Raw genomic sequence first — 17,681 nt, 5'->3', positions numbered from 1 at the left:
GGTGGAACCACGCTGCAAGGGTCGCCTGCCGCACCGATGCAGCATCGTTCCACCAGGCATTTCACCAAGGAGGCGAGCATGAAACGTTGGATGGCTTTGCTGATGCTGGCGATGTTTTCCACCGCGGTCCTTTCCGGCTGCAACACCATGGCCGGCGCGGGCAAGGACGTGCAGAAGGTCGGCGAGAAGGTCGAAGACAAGGCGCAGGATTGCAAGGACGGCAAGTGCTGACGTCGTAACCCCCTTGGCGCAGCGACGAGGCGCGCCTTCCGGAAGGGCCGGCCATGCCGGCCCTTTCGTTTTCCGGAGCCTTGGTCAGCCCCGATGCAGCATGCTTTAATCAGACTCGCCGCCGCAGGGGAAGGCTGGCGCGGGAAGGTCGGCCGCCACTCCCCGGGAGCCAACATCAACCAGGAGCTTTCCCATGAAGCGCTACGTCGCCCTGTTGTTCATCGCCATGTTCTCGATCGCCGCGCTGTCCGGCTGCAACACCGTCAAGGGGTTCGGCAAGGACGTGCAGAAAGTGGGCGAGAAGGTCGAGGACGCCTCCGGCAAGTAAGCGCCGGTCCGCGTGCGCCGGCAGCCACTTGCTGGCGGGGGCGGGAAGGGAAGGGCAGGCATCCGCCGGCCTTTTTCCGTTGTGGGAGGGTGTCGGGAAATCGGGCCTCCGAGTTTCGCGGCGCGTTTTCCGGAGGAAATCCGGCGGAAATAATGTGGCGTTGACGCCGCCTTGATCGTGCGGGAATGGCCGGGTTGCGATGCTGGTCGCGCGGTGTTCCCCGCCGCGAGACCAAGAGGAAATCCCATGAACCAGGACATCATCGCCGGTAACTGGAAACAGCTGAAGGGCCGCATCCAGGCCAAATGGGGCGATCTGACCGACGACGACTTCCAGGTTGCCGAAGGCAATGCCGAATACCTGGAAGGACGCCTGCAGGAACGCTACGGCTGGGGCCGCGAGCGGGCCCACGATGAAGTGAAGGCATTCGAGCGCAGCCTGCGCTCGGACATGAAGCACTGATTCGGCCGGACAACCGGTACGACGACGGGCCGCGCGAGCGGCCCGTTTCTTAGTGGCGTCCGATGGTTCCGGCGTTCAGCGCCAGCGCGGCGGGTCGGCGACGAAACCATTTGGGAACGCCTGCGGCGCGCGTTCGCGATAGGACGGACGGTAGGGCGGTGGCAGGATGCCCAGGGCCACCAGCCGGCGCGGTTCGTCGTATCGGATCTGGCTGACCTGGTCGGGCGTGCGCCGGGCGCGCACGAAGTCGGTGGAACCCACCGGCGCCCATTCGCGTTCGCCGTGCCCCGTGCCGATGCGCTGGCGGCTGGCCATCGCGTCGCCGGCGGACTCGGCCGCGGTCGGTGCGGCGGCCTTCGCGTCGGCGCTTTCCGATTGCGCGCGGGAACCGGCATAAGGCGGGTAGGGCGCCGGCGTCGGGTGGACCGGATAGCGCGGCGAGTAGTAGGGCCGTGCTTCGCGGAACGCCGCGACACCGATCACCCCGACATTGCGCGGACGTCCGGTCCGCGTGGCATAGCTGTCGCCATGATCGGTGAACACGAACTGGGCGACATCCTCCAGCGACTTCCGCCAGCCGGCAATCTCGGCGGTCTCCCAGGGATCCAGCACGTAGCCGGCCTGCGAGGGCGCGGCGGTTTCGCCGGTGACCGCGTTGACGCCGTCCACCGACAGCACCACCAGCACGCGCTCGCCGGTGGTATTGGTCAGGCGTACGGCGTAGCGGTGGCCGGGCTGGCCGGCCACCCAACTATCGCCGCGATGCGGATAGCTGGGCAGCCATTGGCTGGTGTCGCGGTCGATGACCGCCACGTCCACCAGCGGCCCGGCCTCGGCGCGGGAGCAGGCGGCCAGCGGGAACAGCGAGGCAAGCAGGAGCAGGCAGGCGCGGAACATGGCGGTTCTCCGGAAGGGACGTGCGTGTCAACGCGTCGCCGTCGCGGATGGGGTTTGCGCCGGCAGCGGTTAAACTGGCCGTGTTCAGACTTCAGAAAGACGCAATGACCACCCGAGTCCTGACCGGCATCACCACCTCCGGCACCCCCCACCTGGGCAACTACGTCGGCGCGGTCCGCCCCGCCGTGGCGGCCAGCCGCAACCCGGGCGTGGAGAGCTTTTATTTCCTCGCCGACCTGCACAGTCTGATCAAGGCGCAGGATCCGGCGCGCACCCAGCGTTCGACCTTGGAAATCGCCGCCACCTGGTTGGCGGCGGGGCTGGATCCGGACAAGGTGTGGTTCTACCGGCAGAGCGACATTCCCGAGATCACCGAGCTGACCTGGTTCCTGACCTGCGTGGCGGGCAAGGGCATCCTCAACCGCGCGCATGCCTACAAGGCGGCGGTGGACAAGAACCGCGCCGACGGCGAGGACGATGACGCAGGCGTCTCCGCCGGACTGTTCATGTACCCGGTGCTGATGGCCGCCGACATCCTGATTTTCAACGCCAACCAGGTACCGGTGGGGCGCGATCAGATCCAGCACATCGAGATGGCGCGCGATTTCGGCCAGCGTTTCAATCACGTCTACGGCAAGGAGTATTTCGCGCTGCCGGAAGTGCTCATCGACGACAACGTCGCCACGCTGCCCGGCCTGGACGGGCGCAAGATGAGCAAGAGCTACAACAACACCATTCCGCTGTTCGTGCCGCGTGAGGAGCTGAAGAAGCTGGTATTCTCGATCCTCACCGATTCGCGTGGACCGGGCGAGGCCAAGGACACCGAGGGTTCGGCGCTGTTCCAGTTGTACCAGGCCTTCGCCGGCGCGGAGGAAACCGCCGCCTTCGCCCAGGCCTTCGCCGACGGTATCGGCTGGGGCGACGCCAAGCAGAAACTGTTCGAGCGCATCGACGCGGAAATCGGCCCGCTGCGTGACAAGTACCTGGCGCTGATGGCACGGCCCGAGGAGATCGAAGCGATCCTGCGCGACGGCGCGCAGCGCCTGCGCACGAAGTACGCCATCCCGTTGCTGGCGGAATTGCGCCACGCGGTTGGCCTGCGCAACCTGGCCGAGCAGCCGGCGGTGCCCGCGAAGGCGGCCGCGGCCAAGGCCGCATTGCCGCAGTTCAAGCAGTATCGCGACAAGGACGCGCGGTTCTATTTCAAGTTCACCGACACCGATGGCCAGTTGCTGATCCAGAGCAATGGCTTCGACGCGCCCAAGGATGCCGGCCAGATCATCGCCGTGCTGAAGCAGGCCGAGCGCGCGGATCAACTGGAAACCACCGAGATCGTGCTGCAGGTTGCCGCCGCGGAGGTGCTGGCGGCATTGAAGCAGTTGCGCGACGCCGAGGCCTGAGATGCCGTTCCTGGCGATGGTGCTGTTCCTGCCGTGGTTCGCGCTGCTGGGCACGCTGTTCTGGCTGTTTCCCCGGCAACCGCGCAGCGGCCGGCGCAAGGCATTCGACACGGCCAGCCTGGCGGTGGCGTTCGTGCTCAGCATGCTGGGCATGTACTGGGGCTACGCGCTGGGCCTGGCCGACATCGGCACCGGCGCGATCTGGAAACAGGTGCTGGCGACCCTGGTCGGCTACGGCGGTTTCCTGTTCGTGCTGACCGTGGCGGTGCTGCTGCGGTCGTGGTGGCTGGAGCGCGGCTGAGCGCGCCAGGTGGAAGCGTCCTTCCGGCTGATTGTGGGAGCGACGTGAATCGCGAAAAGAAGTGCTTCCGATTCGCGACTCACGTCGCTCCCACAGTGAGGCATGTGATGTGCTTCTGCGACCAAAGATGCATCGTGGCGGCGCCGGGACGCCGGTAGAATCGGTTCCATCCTAGCGTTACCCCACAAGCGTATGGACACCATTGGCATCCACACCATCGATACCGCGTTCCAGCGGGATCATTTCGATGCCGCCTACCTGATTGTCGAACAGGGACGTGGCGCATTCATCGATACCGGCACCAACCACGCGGTCCCGCGTTTGCTGGAGACGGCACGAAAGACGGGCCTGGCGGCGGAGGACATCGATTGGGTGCTGGTCACCCACGCGCATCTGGATCACGCCGGCGGCGCGGGCGAGTTGATGGCGCACCTGCCGCATGCGCGCTTGGTCGCGCATCCGCGAGCCGCCCCCCACCTGATCGATCCGGCCAAACTGATTGCCGGCGCCACCGCCGTCTACGGAGAAGCGGAGATGGCGCGCAGCTACGGTTCCATCCGGCCGGTGCCGGAGGAACGCGTGGTCGTCGCCGAAGACGGCCATGCGCTGGAACTGGCCGGACGCCGCCTGCAGTGCATCGACACGCCCGGGCATGCGCGCCACCATTACTGCGTGTGGGACGAACGCAGCCGCAGTTGGTTCACCGGCGACACCTTCGGTCTGTCGTATCGCGAGATGGACGGTCCGCACGGACCGTTCATCCTGCCGACCTCCTCACCGGTGCAATTCGAGCCCGAGGCGCTGAAGACCTCGATCGCGCGATTGCTCGCGTACCGGCCGCGGGCGATGTACCTCACCCACTATGGCCGGGTTGAGGAACCGGACCGGCTGGCGGCGGAGCTGTTCGAACAGATCGATGCGATGTGCGTGTTGGCCCGGCAATGCGACGGCAAGCCGGACAGGCACCGCGCCATGGTCGCCGGATTGACCGCGCTGTACCAGGAACGCGCCCGCGCGCTGCGATGCCCGCTGGACGATGCCGGCGTGACGCAGGTGTTGGAGATGGATATCGAACTCAACGCGCAGGGCCTGGCCTGCTGGCTGGATCGGGATCGCCGCTGATCAATCCCAGCGGTTCACGCCCTCGCGTTCGCCTCCGCCCATCGGCACGATGCAGAAGCGCTGCCCGGTCGGGGCTTCCATCACCCACCAGCGGTCGTGGACGAAGCGGATCCGGCGCGCGCCGAGTTGTTCCAGGCGCGTGGCCTCGGCTTCCAGATCGTCGGCTTCGATATCCAGATGCACGCGGGAAGGGTGATCGACCTTCTGCACCTCCACGTGCAGTCCGCCGGCGGCGTCCTTCAGCCGGTCGTACAGGCCAACGCCGCCATCATCGGCGCTGACCACCGGCAGGCCGAGGGCGCGGCTCCAGAACGAGGAGGCGGCGCCCAGGTCGTCGGTCTGGCGATCGATGATGAATCCGGCGAGGCGGCTGTGGTGGGCCATGTCGATGCTCCGGAAAGGATGGTTCGAACGTCCGCTGGCGGGAGGCGTCAATCCCAATGGTTCGGCTCGACGCCGCGCTCGGGATGGCGCATGCGCACCACGCAGAAACGTTGCCCGGTCGGCGCTTCCATCAGCCACCAGCGTTTGACGAAACCGATGCGCTTGGCACCCAGTTTCTCCAGTCGGTCGGCTTCGGCATCCACGTCGTCGGCCTCGATGTCCAGGTGCACGCGCGAGGCGTGCGCCACCTGTTGCACCTCGACGTGCAGGCCGCCCGGCGCGCCCTCCAGCTCGGCGTAATGGGCTTCGCCATCCTGGTAGGTCTCGCCGCGCGGCAGGCCCAGCGCCTGGCTCCAGAACTGCGCGGCGGTTTCGTGATCGTGGGTCTGGCAATCGATGATGAAGCCAGCCAGCCGACTGCGATGGGCCATGTTCCGTTCTCCGCGACGTGGGAGGAAACGCGACCCGCCGCCGTGTCCGGCGGCGGGTGGGGACCGGCTTACGCCGGCAATGCCAGATCGTCGATCAGCGCCTTGAGGAAGCGCGCGGCTTCGCCGCCGGTGCAGGCGCGGTGATCGAAGGTGACCGACAGCGGGATGATCTTGTGCGACTCGAAGCCGCCCATCACCGGCGTGACCTGGTGGCGGGCGCGGCCGGCGGCGACGATCGCCACGCACGGCGGCACTACCACCGGCGTGGCGTAGCGGCCGGCGAACATGCCGAAATTGGACAGCGAGACCGTGTAGCCGCTCAGCTCGGAAGCCGGGATGCTGCGATCCTCGACCTGCGCGCGCAGGCGGTTGATGCCTTCGCGCACGCCGCGCGCATCGAGGATGTCGGCATTGCGCAGGGCCGGCACGAACAGGCCGTCGTCGGTGTCCACCGCGATGCCCACGTCCACCTGCGGATGCAGGGTGCGGGTGAGCTTGTCGCCATCGAACCAGGCGTTCATCGCCGGCACCGCCTTGCAGGCGCGGACAATGGCGCGGATCAGGCGCACGGTGACGTCGTTGCCCGGCGTCCAGGCATGCACGTCGGCGTCGTCGCTGAGCGTGGTCGGTACGACCTTGGCGTGCGCGTCGGCCATCACCCGCGCCATGTTGCGGCGCACGCCCTTGAGCTGTTCCGGCTGGCCGGTGACCGCCACGCCCGGCGGCTGGGTGCGCATCGGCTTGCCGGAGGCGGACAGCGTGGTGCGCTGCGCGACGGCGGGAGCCGGCGCCGGGGTGGCTTCGGCCACGGCGGCGCGAACCGGTGCGGCGGGCGCCGCGCCGACCCGGGCCGACCCGTCGGCGGCGGCCTGCTTGACGTCGGCCATGGTCACCGCGCCATCGGCGCCGGTCGCGCGCACGCGGGCCAGGTCGACGCCCAGCTTCTTGGCCATCGCGCGCACCGCCGGCATCGCCTTGACGCCGCCGACCGCGACCGCCTGCTCGGTGTGCACGGCGTTGGAGGTCTGCATCGCGCCGACCACGGTGCCGGCGTCGTCGCGCTCGATTTCGGGGGCGGCGGGTGCAGGCGCAGGCGCGGCCGCCGCCGGAGCGGGTTCGGGCGCATGCGCCTTGGCCGGGCCGTGGTGGTGACCGGTGTCCTGGCCTTCCGCGCGCTGCGGCAGGTTGGGATCGGGCTGGAACACCGCCAGCATGCTGCCGGTGACCACCACGTCGCCCGCGCCGCCGGCCAGCTTCAGCACCTTGCCGGAGACCGGCGACGGCACTTCCACGACCGCCTTGGCGGTTTCCATCGAGACCAGCGGCTCGTCGAGCCGGATCACGTCGCCTTCCTTGACGAACCACTCGACGATGGTGGCGTCGGGCAGGCCTTCGCCCAGATCGGGAAGATTGAAGGTCTTGCTGTCGCTCATTCGGATTTCTCTTGTGCAGGTGTTGCTTGGAAAGGTTCCAGGTTGCGCGCCGGAATCCAGCCGGTGCGGCCGAGTGCGTTCTCGGCCCACCACCAGTCCGCCATCTCGTGGTGCAGGGTCAGGATCTCGCCCTTCTCCGCATCCAGTTCGCGCGTGTCGTATTCGTCCGTCGCGGTGGCCGCGCCATGTTCGGCGTCGAACAGCGCGACCGGAATCCAGCCGCCCAGTCCGCTGGCCAGGCTGGTCCAGACGAACTGCGGCCAGTCGGTGTCGCGTTCGCCCAGCGTCACCGGATCGCCGGCGGCGATCCGGATGGCCGGGCGATCCGGCGCGCGGTGCGTCGCGATGACGCGCGCGCGCTTCATCAGCCGTTGGCCAGGGTGCGCTTGGCCGCGGCGACGATCTTGTCGACGCTGGGCAGGTACTTCATCTCCAGGCGGAACAGCGGAATGTGGGTGTCGTAGCCGGTGACGCGCTCGACCGGCGAGAGCAGGTCGTACATCGAATGCTCGGCCAGGCGCGCGGCGATCTCGGCGCCGAAGCCGGCGGTGCGCGGGGCTTCGTGCACGATCACGCAGCGGCCGGTCTTGGACACCGACTCGGCGATGGTGTCGAAGTCCAGCGGACGCAGCGTGGCCACGTCGATGACCTCGGCGCTGATGCCCTCGGCGGCCAGCTTGTCGGCGGCTTCCAGCGCTTCCTTCACCTGCGCGCCCCAGGTCACCAGGGTGACGTCGGTACCGTCGCGCAGCACGAAGCACACGTCCAGCGGCAGCGCCTCGCCGTCGTCGGCGACCACTTCCTTGTACTGGCGATAGATGCGCTTGGGCTCCATGTAGATGACCGGATCCGGATCCCGGATCGCCGCCAGCAGCAGGCCGTAGGCGCGCTGCGGCGAGGAGGGAAGGACCACGCGCAGGCCGGGCACGTTGGTGAAGATGGCCTCGTTGGCCTCGCTGTGGTGCTCCGGCGCGCGGATGCCGCCGCCCCACGGCACGCGCAGCACCATCGGGCAGTGCAGGCGGCCACGGGTGCGGTAACGCATGCGCGCGGCGTGGCAGATGATGTGATCGACCATCGGGTAGACGAAGCCGTCGAACTGCGCTTCGGCGACCGGCTTCATGCCCTGCACGGCCAGGCCCACGGTGAGGCCGGCGATGGTGGTTTCGTCCAGCGGGGTGTCGAGGATGCGATCGGCGCCGAAGCGCTGCTGCAGGCCGGCGGTGGCGCGGAACACGCCGCCGTTCACGCCCACGTCCTCGCCCAGCACGATGACCGAGTCGTCATGCGCGATTTCCCAGGCCAGCGCCTGGGTGATGGCTTCGATCAGGGTGATCGCGGTCGGCGCCGCCACGGTGTCGGCCGCCTTGTGCTTGGCGGTGGTGTTGTTTTCCATCACGGTGCTCATGAGCGGCCCTCCGCGGCGAGCGCGGCGGCCCGTTGCGCCAGCAGTTCCGGCGGCGGATCCGCGTACAGGTAGTCGAACATCGCTTCGACCGGCTGCACCGGGGTGTTGAGATAGGCGTTCACTTCCTCGTCCACGCGCGCGCCGCATTCCTCCTTCCATTTGGCCTCTTCGGCCTCGTTCCAGGCACCCTGCGCGACCAGCCAGGTACGCAGGCGGGTCATCGGCTCGCGTTCCCAGGCCGCCTTCACTTCGGCGTCGTCGCGGTAGCGGCGGGCGTCGTCGGCGGTGGTGTGATCGGACAGGCGATAGGTGACGAATTCCAGCACGGTGCCGCCCTGGCCCTTGCGGGCGCGTTCACCGGCACGGCGCATCGCTTCCAGCACGGCGATCAGATCGTTGCCGTCCACCTGCAGGCAGTGCAGGCCGCCGGCCAGGCCTTTCTGCGCCAGCGTCTGCGCACCGGTCTGGGCCTTGCGCGGCACCGAGATCGCCCAGCCGTTGTTGACCACGCACAGGATCAGCGGCAGCTCGTAGGCGCCGGCCGAATTCAGGGCGGCGTAGAAGTCGGTCTTGGACGAACCGCCGTCGCCACAGGTGGCGACCGCCAGATGTGGCTGGCCACGCAGCTTGAACGCCAGCGCGGCGCCGGCGGCGTGCAGGCACTGGGTGGAAATCGGCACGCTCCAGGCGAAGTCGTGGCGGGCGATCTTGAAATCGTTGCCACGTTCGTCGCCGCCCCAGTACATCAGCACGTCGCGCGGCTGCACGCCACGCATGAACTGCGCGCCGTACTCGCGATAGCTGGGGGCGAACACGTCCTCGGGCTTCATCGAGGCGCCGATGCCGACGTGGGTGGCTTCATGGCCCAGGCAGGAGGCGTAGGTGCCCAGCTTGCCGGTACGTTGCAGCGCGATGGCCTTGGTGTCGAAGGTGCGCACGAACAGCATCTGCTTGAACAGCTCGCGCAGGCGCTGGGTGTCGCGCCCGGCTTCGGGCAGGTCGTCGCGGACGAGCTTGCCGTCCGGGCCGAGGTATTGGAGGAACTCGATTTCGAACTTTGCGGCGATGGTCATGCCGGGTGTCACTCTGCGGATGTTGCGGCGAATGTTGAAGGATCCAATGTTAAGGAACCGGAGCCGACCGGCCTTCCTGCGCTGCAACAACACAGATCCGCACGGTGCGCGGAAATACCGGGAAACGCTGGCGCGTCAGGTGCTTGGCGCCGGCCGCGCGGCGCCCGCGCGGGAATTGTCCGGAGGTTGGACCAGCGCGATTCTGCGCGGAAAAACCCCGGCTTGACGCGCACGCGGGGAAGGTGCACAGGGCGGGCGCACGCGGAAAACCAAGCGCGGAAACGACAAGGGCGCGGCCAGGCCGCGCCCTTGTTCATCCATCGCCGGTGCCGCGTCAGCGGATCAGCTGCGCGCGGTTGTTGCCGGTGTCCGGGTCCGGGGTGGCACTCTCCACCTGGGCGGTGAAGGCGAACACCGTGCCGCGCTTGGGCCGGTTCGGCACCACCAGCGCGAACGCCAGCACCTGCGTCGAACCGGAGGCCATCGGCGTGCTGCGCGTGCATTGCGCGGCCGAGCCGGTGGCAGTGTCGGCGGCGCGGCCACACGACCAGCCGCGCGGCGCTGCCACCGCCATGTGGCGTGCCTCGACATTGCTGGCCAGCACCACCTTCACCTGTTCGGCGGAATCCGGGCCGGCGTTGCGCACCGGCACCAGCAAGGTGGCGACGGCGCCGCGGCGGAACGTCGCCGCCCCGCCGAGCAGGCGTACCGACAGGTCGGCCTGCGGCAGCGCGGCCACCGTGACCGCCACGGCCGCGGTGTTGTCGGCATTGGCCGGATCCGGCACCGGCGAGCTGGCCGACACGCCCAGGCCGAGCGCGCCGCCGGCGACGCTGGCCGGCACCGTGACCTGCAGGCTGAAGCCGGCTTCGACACCGCTGGCCAGCGACGGCGTGGTGCAGGCCAGGCGGGTGCTGCCGCCGGATTGCACCGGCGCTTCGCAGGTCCAGCCCGGGGCGACGGCGCCCAGCACCGGTGCCACGTCCGCGGCGAACACGAACGCGACCGCGGCCGGCGCCGCCACGCCTGGACCGGCGTTGCGGACGGTGGCGGTGTAGGACACGGTATCACCGACCGCCGCGCTGGCGCGATCCGCGCTCACCGTCGCCGACAGATCAGCGCGGGCGAAGCCCGGCACGCGGATGGCCAGGCGCACCGGATCATGATCCGAGGAGCGCAGCGCCACGCTGGCGTCGCCGAAGTTGTCCACGCCGAAATCGGCGTTGATGCGCGCGTGATCCACCTGCACGTCCGCACCCATTACCAGCGCCTCGTTGACCAGCACGTGATCCAGGGTCTGCGCGTTGCCGCCGAAGACATAGGAGTAGCGCTGCGCGGGATCGGCGATCAGCTGCGAACCATCGATCAGCGGCGTGGTCACCGGGCTGGCGGCCCAGGTCAGTACCTGATCGGCCGGCGCCGCGTCGCCACGCAGGATGCCCATCACGTCGACGTAGCCGTCGTTGAACTCGAACGCGTTGAAGTCACCGACCAGCACGATCTTCTCGTTCGGATCGACCTGTTGCATCTGCTGCACCAGTCCGCCCAGGTAGGCAGCTTGCGCGGCGCGCTTGGCCCGCACGCGATCGCCACCGGTCGGCCAGCCGTTGCTGCCCGGCGCGGTGTCGTCCATGTCGTTGAGCGAACGCAGGTGGTTGACGATCACGGTGACCGGATAGCCGGCCGCACCGTCCTGGTGGATCCGCGCGCGCAGCCGCAGCGGCGGGCGATCGTTGAGCAGGCTGGTGCTGCCGTCGGGATTGGCCAGCGGGGTGTTCTTGCCGAACTGGGCCACTTCCAGCACTTCCACCCGCGGCGCGCCGCCGGCGGTGGCGCGGGAACTGACCAGGAAGCCGACGTTGATGCCGCCGACGTCGTTGCCCGGTTGCAGATACGGAACATAGCCCGGGCGGCTGGCGCAGGTGGCGTCAATGCGCTCTGACAGCAACTGCAGCACGCGGGTGTTCTCCACTTCCACCACGCCGAGGATGTCCGGCGTCTTCAGGAAGTCGCAGATCGCCAGCGCCGCCTTGGCCAGGCGCTTGTCCAGCGCGGCCGGCGTCAGGGTGACCGCGCCGTTGCCGTCGGCCACCTCGTCGAACAGGCGCAGCAGGTTGAAGCTGCCGATGGTCGCCTCGTCGTAGCGCGCATCCGGAACCGCGCGCGGCGCCATGCCGGCGCCGGCCGTCGGCGGCGTGGCCGGATCCGGCAGCAGCGCCCAGGTGCCGGAGAAGTAGTCGAGCACGCCGGACAGCCCGGTGACCTCGGCGCCGGTGTCGACCGACAGCGGCTGCGCGTTGACCTGCCCACGGCTGCGCACCATCAGGCGTTCCTGGTTGGTGTCGAAGCGCGGCGGATGCTTGTCGCCGGGAATCGGGATGATGTCCATGACGCCGATGCCGGGTTCGCGGAACGGACGCGCGACCTCGGGCAGGGTCACGTGGAACACGCCGTCGCTGCTGGCGGTGGCGTCGTTCTCGTCGATGCTGCCCCCCGAGGGCGCCACCACCACCGCGCGGGCCACGCTCACGCGCATGCCTTCGAGGCGTTCCAGCGTGCCGGGCAGGGCGGCGGGTGCCAGATCGGCGGCCGCCAGTTCGACCGGCGCCGGCAACGCCACGCCGGCTTCCAGCATCTCCACGGTCGGGCCGGTGATCTGGGTGATGGTCAGCTGGTGTGGATTCGAGGCAGGTACGAATTCGGCCACGGTGCCGGTCACGCGCACGCGGTTGCCGACCGCGGCGCTCGCCGGCGGCGCGCTGCCGGTGAACACGAACAGCCCTTCGGACGTGGCCGGATCGCCATCGTCGTTGGCGGCCTGCAGGAAGAAGCCGTTGTTGAACTTGAGTGCGGTGACCACGCCTTCTGTGATGACCCGCTTCTCCACATACGGCGAAATCAGTCCGTTGCCCTGGATCTGCGGAATGGTACGGGCCACCGGCGGATCCGGCGGGGCCGCGCCGCTGTTGCGCGGATTGGGCGTGCCGACGCTGAAGTCGGCGCCGTTGTTCTGGGTGTCGATGCTGCCTTCGCCATTGCGCAGCGCCGCGCTGGTGTTGCTCAACGTGCCGGTCGGGGCGGCGCCCTCGAAGCAGTTGGCCGCACTGCCGAAACCGACGAAGTCGACCAGATTGGCGTCGGTGAGCGGACATCCGCCGGACAGCGTGGCGGTACTGCGGCTCAGCGCGATCTTGCCGGCGGTGCCGGACAGGGTGAGCGTGCCGGTCGCGTCAGGCGTCGGCAGATCGACGGTGCCGCCGTTGCCCTGCGCCTGCTGGATCAGGTAGTAGCCGCCCGGGGCAATGCTGCCGGCGAGGTTGGTGCGGCTCCAGGTGGTACCGGTGGAGGAGGCGTACTGCACGCTCCATCCGTCCAGGCTGACCGCGCTGGCGCCGTTGTTGCGCAGTTCGATGAAATCGTTCTTCAGCGTGGCGCCGCTGTTGCCGCCACCACCGTAGACCTGGCTGACCACCACCTGCGCCTGCGCCGTGGCGGCAAGCAGCAGGGTGGCGACCGAAAACAGCAAGACCGCCATGCGGCGGTTTCGAGGCATGCCCATCAACAGACTCTCCCTGACCGTGAATGCGTGCGCCGCTGCCCGATGCTGCCGTGGCCGGCTCCGGTTGGCGCAATGTAGCGGAAGCCTCCGGCCCGTGCATTGCATGGCGATGACATAAGTCCCGGTTTTTGCAGGCGACCGCTGGCCGGGGAGGGCGCGGTCGGCGGTATCGGTTACGCTGGCGACCCCGCTGCACCCGCAGCCTTGCCCCGCCTGTCGACGGATGTCCGTAGAAAAGAACGAACGCGCCCTGGAAGCCGGCATCCACACAGACCTGGAAGGCCGGCTGACCTATGGCGGCTACCTGCGCCTGGATCGTTTGCTGGCGGCACAGCAGCCGGTCTCGGATCCGGCCCATCACGACGAGCTGCTGTTCATCATCCAGCACCAGGTCTCCGAGCTGTGGATGAAGCTGATGATCCACGAGCTGCGCGCGGCCACCGTGCACCTGCAGCGCGACGAGGTGTGGCAGACCCGCAAGGTGCTCGCGCGCGCCAAGCAGGTGCTGCGCCAGTTGACCGAGCAATGGTCGGTGCTGGAAACGCTGACGCCTTCCGAGTACATGGGATTCCGCGATCTGCTGGGGCCGTCGTCCGGCTTCCAGTCGCTGCAGTACCGCACCATCGAGTTCCTGCTGGGCAACAAGAACGCCGCGATGCTCAAGGTGTTCGCCCACGATCCCGAAGGACAGGCGCAGCTCCAGCGGATGCTGGAGGCGCCCAGCCTGTACGACGAGTTCCTGCGCTACCTGGCGCGTTTCGGCCACGCGGTGCCGCAGGAGCATCGCGAACGCGACTGGCGCCAGCCGCACGTGTCGGATTCGGCGCTGCTGCCGGTGTTCGAGCGCATCTACGAGGACACCGACCGCTACTGGCGCGAGTACTCGCTGTGCGAGGACCTGGTGGATCTGGAATCGCAGTTCCAGCTCTGGCGCTTCCGCCACATGCGCACGGTGATGCGCATCATCGGCTTCAAGCGCGGCACCGGCGGTTCCAGCGGCGTGGGCTTCCTCAAGCAGGCGCTGGAACTGTCGTTCTTCCCGGAACTGTTCGAGGTCCGGACCTCCATCGACGGCGACCGACCGGCGTCGCCCTGAGCCTCCCAGGCTCGGCCCCCGCAGGAAATCCGCGGGTTTTCCGGGCTTTCCGCTAGCCCACCGGCCCCCGTATTCAGGAAAAACGGCATTGACGGAGCCGCGGGCGTCGGTAATTCTCCCCCGTCCCGCGCGGCTTTCGCGTGGATTTGTCATTCCTGAATAACGAGGGGGGAGACCGCATGAGCGGTGCCGTCGATACGCAAAACCCGGTGCAACCGATACCGGAATTCCAGCAGGCCCTGGGCCATCCGCGTCCATTGTGGATGCTGTTCATGACAGAATTCTGGGAGCGGTTCGCCTTCTACGGCATCCGCTGGGCGCTGGTGTTGTACATCGTGGCGCAGTTCTACGGCGGCAGCGGCACCGGCGAGACGCCGGCCAACCAGGTCTATGGCGCCTACCTGGCGCTGGTCTACGCGGCGGCCATCTTCGGCGGCTACGTGGCGGACCGGATCATTGGCTACCAGCGGTCGATCCTGCTGGGGGCGGCCATCATGGCGGCCGGCCTGTTCATGATCGCCGTGCCGGACCAGAACATCTTCAAGGTGGGCCTGGCCACGATCATCGCCGGCAATGGCCTGTTCAAGCCGAACATCTCGACCATGGTCGGCAAGCTCTACGCGGTCGGCGACGAGCGCCGTGATTCGGGCTTCACCCTCTTCTACATGGGCATCAACCTGGGTGCGATGATCTCGCCGCTGCTGACAAGCTGGCTGGCCGAGAAGGTGTTCGGCACCGATACGATGCCGGTGTACAAGATCGTGTTCATCACCTCCGGCATCGGCATGCTGATCAGCCTGGTGTGGTTCTGGTTCGGACGCAGCCAGCTCAAGGGCATCGGCGTGCCGCCGGTGGGCGGCGAGAGCATGGCGCGGTTGGCGGTCACGGCGATTTGCGCGATCGCGGCGATCCCGGTGTTCTACTTCCTGCTGAACCTCGGCGCGGATTCACTGCAGTGGATCCTCACCGCGATGTTCATCGGCCTGGCGATCCTGTTGCTGGTCGAAGGCATCCGCAATGGGCCCAAGCAGCGCGACATGGTGATCGCGATGTTGATCATCTTCGCCTTCAACGTGCTGTTCTGGTGCTTCTTCGAGCAGGCCGGCAGCTCCTTCAGCTTCCTCGCCGACAAGATCGTCAATCGCGACTTCGGCGGCTGGATTTTCCCGGTCGGCTGGTTCCAGTCGGTCAACTCGGTCGCCATCATCACCCTGGCCCCGATCATGGCGTGGCTGTGGGTCAAGATGGGCCGCGCCAACCCGTCGATCCCGCGCAAGTTCGGCCTGGGCCTGATCTTCAACGGCCTGGCGTTCCTGCTGCTGATGTTCGCGCTTTCCAGCCTGGTGGATCCGCAGAGCCTGAAGATTCCGTTCTGGACGCTGTTCGCGGTGTACTGGATCCAGTCCATCGGCGAGCTCTGCCTGTCGCCGATCGGCCTGTCGATGGTGACCAAGCTGGCGCCCGTGCGTCTGGTCGGCTTCGGCATGGGCGGCTGGTTCCTGTCCACCGGCATCGGCAACAACCTGTCCGGCATCTTCGCCAGCCACGTCAGCGGCGAGACCGGCATGACCCCGGCTTCGGCGCTGTCCGGCTACACCTTCGGGTTCTGGACCCTGCTCGGCTTCGGCGTGCTGCTGTTCCTGATCGCGCCGCTGGTGCAGAAGCTGATGCATGGCGTGAAGTAAACCGCCGGCATCGATGGAAAACGAAAAAGGCGGCCGATGGCCGCCTTTTTCATGTCCGCGGAATGTTTCCCGCGTGCGTTGTCAGTCGGCCTGCTTCCACGGCGTGGAGCCGGTCATGTGGGCGACGCCGTCGGACAGCTTGTCGATCAGCTGGCTGAGCTGCCGGGTTTCTTCCGGGCTCAGTTCCGACAGCAGCCGGCGCTCGCACTCCAGGGTCATCGGCGCGACTTCGTCGTAGACCGAATAGCCGACTTCCGACAGCGCCAGCACCGAGCGGCGGCGGTCGTCGCCATGGGTATCGCGCTTGATCAGGCCGCGTTCCAGCAGCTTGGCCACGGCCCGGCTGACCGCCACCTTGTCCATCGCGGTGCGCTCGGCGACCTCGCCTGCGGACAGATCCGAGAACCGGCCCAACACCGCCATGATCCGCCACTCGGTGATCGCCAGGCCGAAGCGCTGGTCGTACAGGTGGGCGATGGTCTGGCTGACCCGGTTGGACAGCACGCTCAGGCGGTAGGGCAGGAATCGCTCCAGCTCCAGTACGGCATGGGGGTGCGGCTCGGCCGGGGCCGGCGCGGCTGGGGCATCAGGGTTCGGATTGGGATCGTTCATGGGGCCGGTTCGGAAAGGGATGGCGCGGCGCAGCTTGCAAGTAGTTTCAATTGAAACTATAAAGCAGGCTGTCCCACCGCAAGCCTAGCGAGGCGCTACATGAACGCACAACCCAACCTCGGCATGCAGGTCACCACCTTCGAGAACCCGATGGGTATCGACGGCTTCGAATTCGTCGAATTCGCCGCCCCGGATGGCCAGGGCGAGGCCCTGCACGACTATTTCCGCCGGCTCGGCTTCACCGCCGTGCTGCGCCACAAGACCCGTCCGATCACCGTGTACCGCCAGGGCGGGGTGAACTTCCTGGTCAACGAGGATCCGGATTCGTTCGCCGCCGATTTCGCCCGTGCGCACGGTCCCTGCGCCTGCGGCTTCGCGATCCGCTTCAGCAAGCCGGCCGAACTGGTGTACGACACCGTCCTCCACAACGGTGGCGAGGCGATCGATCACAAGCCGGAAACCCGCGCGGTTTCCGCGCCGGTGGTCAAGGGCATCGGCGACTGCATGCTGTACCTGGTGGATCGCTACGGCGGTACCGGGAGCATCTACGACGGCGACTACCTGCCGGTGCAGGGCGCGGAGCAGAACCCGAAGGGCTTCGGGCTGACCTTCATCGATCACCTGACCCACAACCTGTACTTCGGCAACATGGACAAGTGGTCGGATTATTACGAGCGCCTGTTCAACTTCCGCGAAATCCGCTACTTCGACATCAAGGGCGCCAAGACCGGCCTGCTGTCCAAGGCGATGACCGCGCCGGATGGCATCGTGCGCATCCCGCTCAACGAATCCTCGGATCCGAAGTCGCAGATCAACGAGTACCTGGACGCGTACAAGGGCGAGGGCATCCAGCACATCGCCTGCTTCACCGACGACATCTACGAGACGGTGGAAGCCATGCGCGAGGCCGGCGTCGAGTTCCTCGACACCCCGGACACCTATTTCGACGTGATCGACCAGCGCGTGCCGGATCATGGCGAGGATGTGCCGCGGCTGGCCAGGAACAAGATCCTGATCGACGCCGATCCCGAGACCCACCAGCGCAAGCTGCTGCAGATCTTCACCCAGAACGCGATCGGCCCGATCTTCTTCGAGATCATCCAGCGCAAGGGCAACGAAGGCTTCGGCGAAGGCAACTTCCAGGCGTTGTTCGAGAGCATCGAACGCGACCAGATGCGCCGCGGCGTGCTCTGAACCCGGGCGGCGCCTGGCGCCGCTCCCCAGTTCAGGCAGAATCGCGTCATCGGCATCGCCGCGAC

General features: G+C 67.6%; 18 protein-coding genes. 9 read left to right on the top strand and 9 right to left on the bottom strand.

The annotated features are described in order from the left end of the window. The first annotated feature begins 78 nt into the window (after positions 1-78). The 3 genes from IB228_RS07665 to IB228_RS07655 all read left to right on the top strand — a co-directional run bounded on the left by IB228_RS07665 (position 79) and on the right by IB228_RS07655 (position 1,021). Positions 79-231 carry an entericidin A/B family lipoprotein gene (locus IB228_RS07665; RefSeq protein WP_141455525.1) on the top strand — a complete coding sequence of 51 codons (153 nt, stop codon included), beginning with the start codon at positions 79-81 and terminating at the stop codon, positions 229-231. Positions 232-424: 193 nt separating this feature from the next. Next, positions 425-559 (top strand): entericidin A/B family lipoprotein, encoded by a 135-nt coding sequence (locus tag IB228_RS07660; protein WP_141455526.1) that lies wholly within the window; start codon positions 425-427, stop codon positions 557-559. Between the two features lie 246 nt (positions 560-805). Then, positions 806-1,021, top strand: a complete 216-nt coding sequence (locus tag IB228_RS07655) for a CsbD family protein (protein WP_183639237.1) — start codon at positions 806-808, stop codon at positions 1,019-1,021. A gap of 75 nt (positions 1,022-1,096) precedes the next feature. Here the strand turns inward: IB228_RS07655 and IB228_RS07650 are convergent, their stop codons facing one another. Continuing rightward, positions 1,097-1,918 (bottom strand): hypothetical protein, encoded by an 822-nt coding sequence (locus IB228_RS07650; RefSeq protein ID WP_192197995.1) that lies wholly within the window; start codon positions 1,916-1,918, stop codon positions 1,097-1,099. A gap of 104 nt (positions 1,919-2,022) precedes the next feature. Here IB228_RS07650 and IB228_RS07645 point away from each other — a divergent pair, with 104 nt between their 5' ends. From IB228_RS07645 to IB228_RS07635, 3 genes are all read left to right on the top strand, one after another. Beyond that, a complete protein-coding gene (locus tag IB228_RS07645; protein WP_192197994.1) occupies positions 2,023-3,318 on the top strand; it encodes a tryptophan--tRNA ligase in 1,296 nt (431 codons plus the stop codon). A gap of 1 nt (position 3,319) precedes the next feature. Continuing rightward, positions 3,320-3,619 carry a hypothetical protein gene (locus IB228_RS07640; RefSeq protein WP_183639230.1) on the top strand — a complete coding sequence of 100 codons (300 nt, stop codon included), beginning with the start codon at positions 3,320-3,322 and terminating at the stop codon, positions 3,617-3,619. A 192-nt stretch (positions 3,620-3,811) separates the two neighbouring features. Beyond that, positions 3,812-4,741, top strand: coding sequence for an MBL fold metallo-hydrolase (locus tag IB228_RS07635; RefSeq protein WP_192197993.1), 930 nt, complete (start codon positions 3,812-3,814; stop codon positions 4,739-4,741). On the opposite strand, the gene IB228_RS07630 is transcribed toward IB228_RS07635, so the two are convergent. The 7 genes from IB228_RS07630 to IB228_RS07600 all read right to left on the bottom strand — a co-directional run bounded on the left by IB228_RS07630 (position 4,742) and on the right by IB228_RS07600 (position 13,005). Beyond that, positions 4,742-5,125 (bottom strand): VOC family protein, encoded by a 384-nt coding sequence (locus IB228_RS07630; protein ID WP_192197992.1) that lies wholly within the window; start codon positions 5,123-5,125, stop codon positions 4,742-4,744. A 47-nt stretch (positions 5,126-5,172) separates the two neighbouring features. Continuing rightward, positions 5,173-5,556: a VOC family protein gene (locus tag IB228_RS07625; protein ID WP_183639225.1), complete on the bottom strand. Its 384-nt coding sequence runs from the start codon at positions 5,554-5,556 to the stop codon at positions 5,173-5,175. Between the two features lie 68 nt (positions 5,557-5,624). Next, positions 5,625-6,989 (bottom strand): dihydrolipoamide acetyltransferase family protein, encoded by a 1,365-nt coding sequence (locus IB228_RS07620; RefSeq protein ID WP_192197991.1) that lies wholly within the window; start codon positions 6,987-6,989, stop codon positions 5,625-5,627. Next, positions 6,986-7,354 (bottom strand): SH3 domain-containing protein, encoded by a 369-nt coding sequence (locus IB228_RS07615; protein ID WP_183639222.1) that lies wholly within the window; start codon positions 7,352-7,354, stop codon positions 6,986-6,988. Before IB228_RS07615 ends, IB228_RS07620 begins: the two co-directional genes overlap by 4 nt. Continuing rightward, on the bottom strand, positions 7,354-8,385 hold the full coding sequence (locus IB228_RS07610) for an alpha-ketoacid dehydrogenase subunit beta (RefSeq protein ID WP_183641215.1): 1,032 nt from the start codon (positions 8,383-8,385) through the stop codon (positions 7,354-7,356). The genes IB228_RS07615 and IB228_RS07610 overlap by 1 nt, the downstream gene beginning before the upstream one ends. An 8-nt stretch (positions 8,386-8,393) precedes the next feature. Continuing rightward, complete coding sequence (gene pdhA / locus IB228_RS07605; protein ID WP_141455536.1) at positions 8,394-9,470, bottom strand: pyruvate dehydrogenase (acetyl-transferring) E1 component subunit alpha; 1,077 nt, start codon at positions 9,468-9,470, stop codon at positions 8,394-8,396. A gap of 334 nt (positions 9,471-9,804) precedes the next feature. Beyond that, positions 9,805-13,005: a lamin tail domain-containing protein gene (locus IB228_RS07600; RefSeq protein WP_192197990.1), complete on the bottom strand. Its 3,201-nt coding sequence runs from the start codon at positions 13,003-13,005 to the stop codon at positions 9,805-9,807. Between the two features lie 247 nt (positions 13,006-13,252). On the opposite strand from IB228_RS07600, the gene IB228_RS07595 reads away from it, so the two are divergent. Then, positions 13,253-14,125, top strand: a complete 873-nt coding sequence (locus tag IB228_RS07595) for a tryptophan 2,3-dioxygenase family protein (RefSeq protein ID WP_183639218.1) — start codon at positions 13,253-13,255, stop codon at positions 14,123-14,125. A 179-nt stretch (positions 14,126-14,304) separates the two neighbouring features. Beyond that, complete coding sequence (locus tag IB228_RS07590; RefSeq protein ID WP_192197989.1) at positions 14,305-15,810, top strand: oligopeptide:H+ symporter; 1,506 nt, start codon at positions 14,305-14,307, stop codon at positions 15,808-15,810. 81 nt (positions 15,811-15,891) lie between these two features. Here IB228_RS07590 and IB228_RS07585 read toward each other — a convergent pair whose 3' ends face one another. Beyond that, on the bottom strand, positions 15,892-16,422 hold the full coding sequence (locus IB228_RS07585) for a MarR family winged helix-turn-helix transcriptional regulator (protein WP_192197988.1): 531 nt from the start codon (positions 16,420-16,422) through the stop codon (positions 15,892-15,894). Between the two features lie 99 nt (positions 16,423-16,521). On the opposite strand from IB228_RS07585, the gene hppD reads away from it, so the two are divergent. Next, positions 16,522-17,616, top strand: a complete 1,095-nt coding sequence (gene hppD, locus IB228_RS07580) for a 4-hydroxyphenylpyruvate dioxygenase (protein WP_192197987.1) — start codon at positions 16,522-16,524, stop codon at positions 17,614-17,616. The last annotated feature ends 65 nt before the right edge of the window (positions 17,617-17,681 follow it).

Source organism: Pseudoxanthomonas sp. PXM04 (assembly GCF_014851695.1).
GTDB lineage: Bacteria > Pseudomonadota > Gammaproteobacteria > Xanthomonadales > Xanthomonadaceae > Pseudoxanthomonas_A > Pseudoxanthomonas_A beigongshangi.
The sequence above is the reverse complement of the archived record's forward strand: the minus strand, read 5'-3'. Positions and strand labels throughout refer to the sequence as shown.

What these genes read in the sequence shown, in the direction of transcription:
- IB228_RS07665 (WP_141455525.1), top strand. Translation starts at nt 79, where the DNA reads ATGAAACGTTGGATGGCTTTGCTGATGCTGGCGATGTTTTCCACCGCG.
- IB228_RS07660 (WP_141455526.1), top strand. Translation starts at nt 425, where the DNA reads ATGAAGCGCTACGTCGCCCTGTTGTTCATCGCCATGTTCTCGATCGCC.
- IB228_RS07655 (WP_183639237.1), top strand. Translation starts at nt 806, where the DNA reads ATGAACCAGGACATCATCGCCGGTAACTGGAAACAGCTGAAGGGCCGC.
- IB228_RS07650 (WP_192197995.1), bottom strand. Translation starts at nt 1,918, where the DNA reads ATGTTCCGCGCCTGCCTGCTCCTGCTTGCCTCGCTGTTCCCGCTGGCC.
- IB228_RS07645 (WP_192197994.1), top strand. Translation starts at nt 2,023, where the DNA reads ATGACCACCCGAGTCCTGACCGGCATCACCACCTCCGGCACCCCCCAC.
- IB228_RS07640 (WP_183639230.1), top strand. Translation starts at nt 3,320, where the DNA reads ATGCCGTTCCTGGCGATGGTGCTGTTCCTGCCGTGGTTCGCGCTGCTG.
- IB228_RS07635 (WP_192197993.1), top strand. Translation starts at nt 3,812, where the DNA reads ATGGACACCATTGGCATCCACACCATCGATACCGCGTTCCAGCGGGAT.
- IB228_RS07630 (WP_192197992.1), bottom strand. Translation starts at nt 5,125, where the DNA reads ATGGCCCACCACAGCCGCCTCGCCGGATTCATCATCGATCGCCAGACC.
- IB228_RS07625 (WP_183639225.1), bottom strand. Translation starts at nt 5,556, where the DNA reads ATGGCCCATCGCAGTCGGCTGGCTGGCTTCATCATCGATTGCCAGACC.
- IB228_RS07620 (WP_192197991.1), bottom strand. Translation starts at nt 6,989, where the DNA reads ATGAGCGACAGCAAGACCTTCAATCTTCCCGATCTGGGCGAAGGCCTG.
- IB228_RS07615 (WP_183639222.1), bottom strand. Translation starts at nt 7,354, where the DNA reads ATGAAGCGCGCGCGCGTCATCGCGACGCACCGCGCGCCGGATCGCCCG.
- IB228_RS07610 (WP_183641215.1), bottom strand. Translation starts at nt 8,385, where the DNA reads ATGGAAAACAACACCACCGCCAAGCACAAGGCGGCCGACACCGTGGCG.
- pdhA (WP_141455536.1), bottom strand. Translation starts at nt 9,470, where the DNA reads ATGACCATCGCCGCAAAGTTCGAAATCGAGTTCCTCCAATACCTCGGC.
- IB228_RS07600 (WP_192197990.1), bottom strand. Translation starts at nt 13,005, where the DNA reads ATGGCGGTCTTGCTGTTTTCGGTCGCCACCCTGCTGCTTGCCGCCACG.
- IB228_RS07595 (WP_183639218.1), top strand. Translation starts at nt 13,253, where the DNA reads ATGTCCGTAGAAAAGAACGAACGCGCCCTGGAAGCCGGCATCCACACA.
- IB228_RS07590 (WP_192197989.1), top strand. Translation starts at nt 14,305, where the DNA reads ATGAGCGGTGCCGTCGATACGCAAAACCCGGTGCAACCGATACCGGAA.
- IB228_RS07585 (WP_192197988.1), bottom strand. Translation starts at nt 16,422, where the DNA reads ATGAACGATCCCAATCCGAACCCTGATGCCCCAGCCGCGCCGGCCCCG.
- hppD (WP_192197987.1), top strand. Translation starts at nt 16,522, where the DNA reads ATGAACGCACAACCCAACCTCGGCATGCAGGTCACCACCTTCGAGAAC.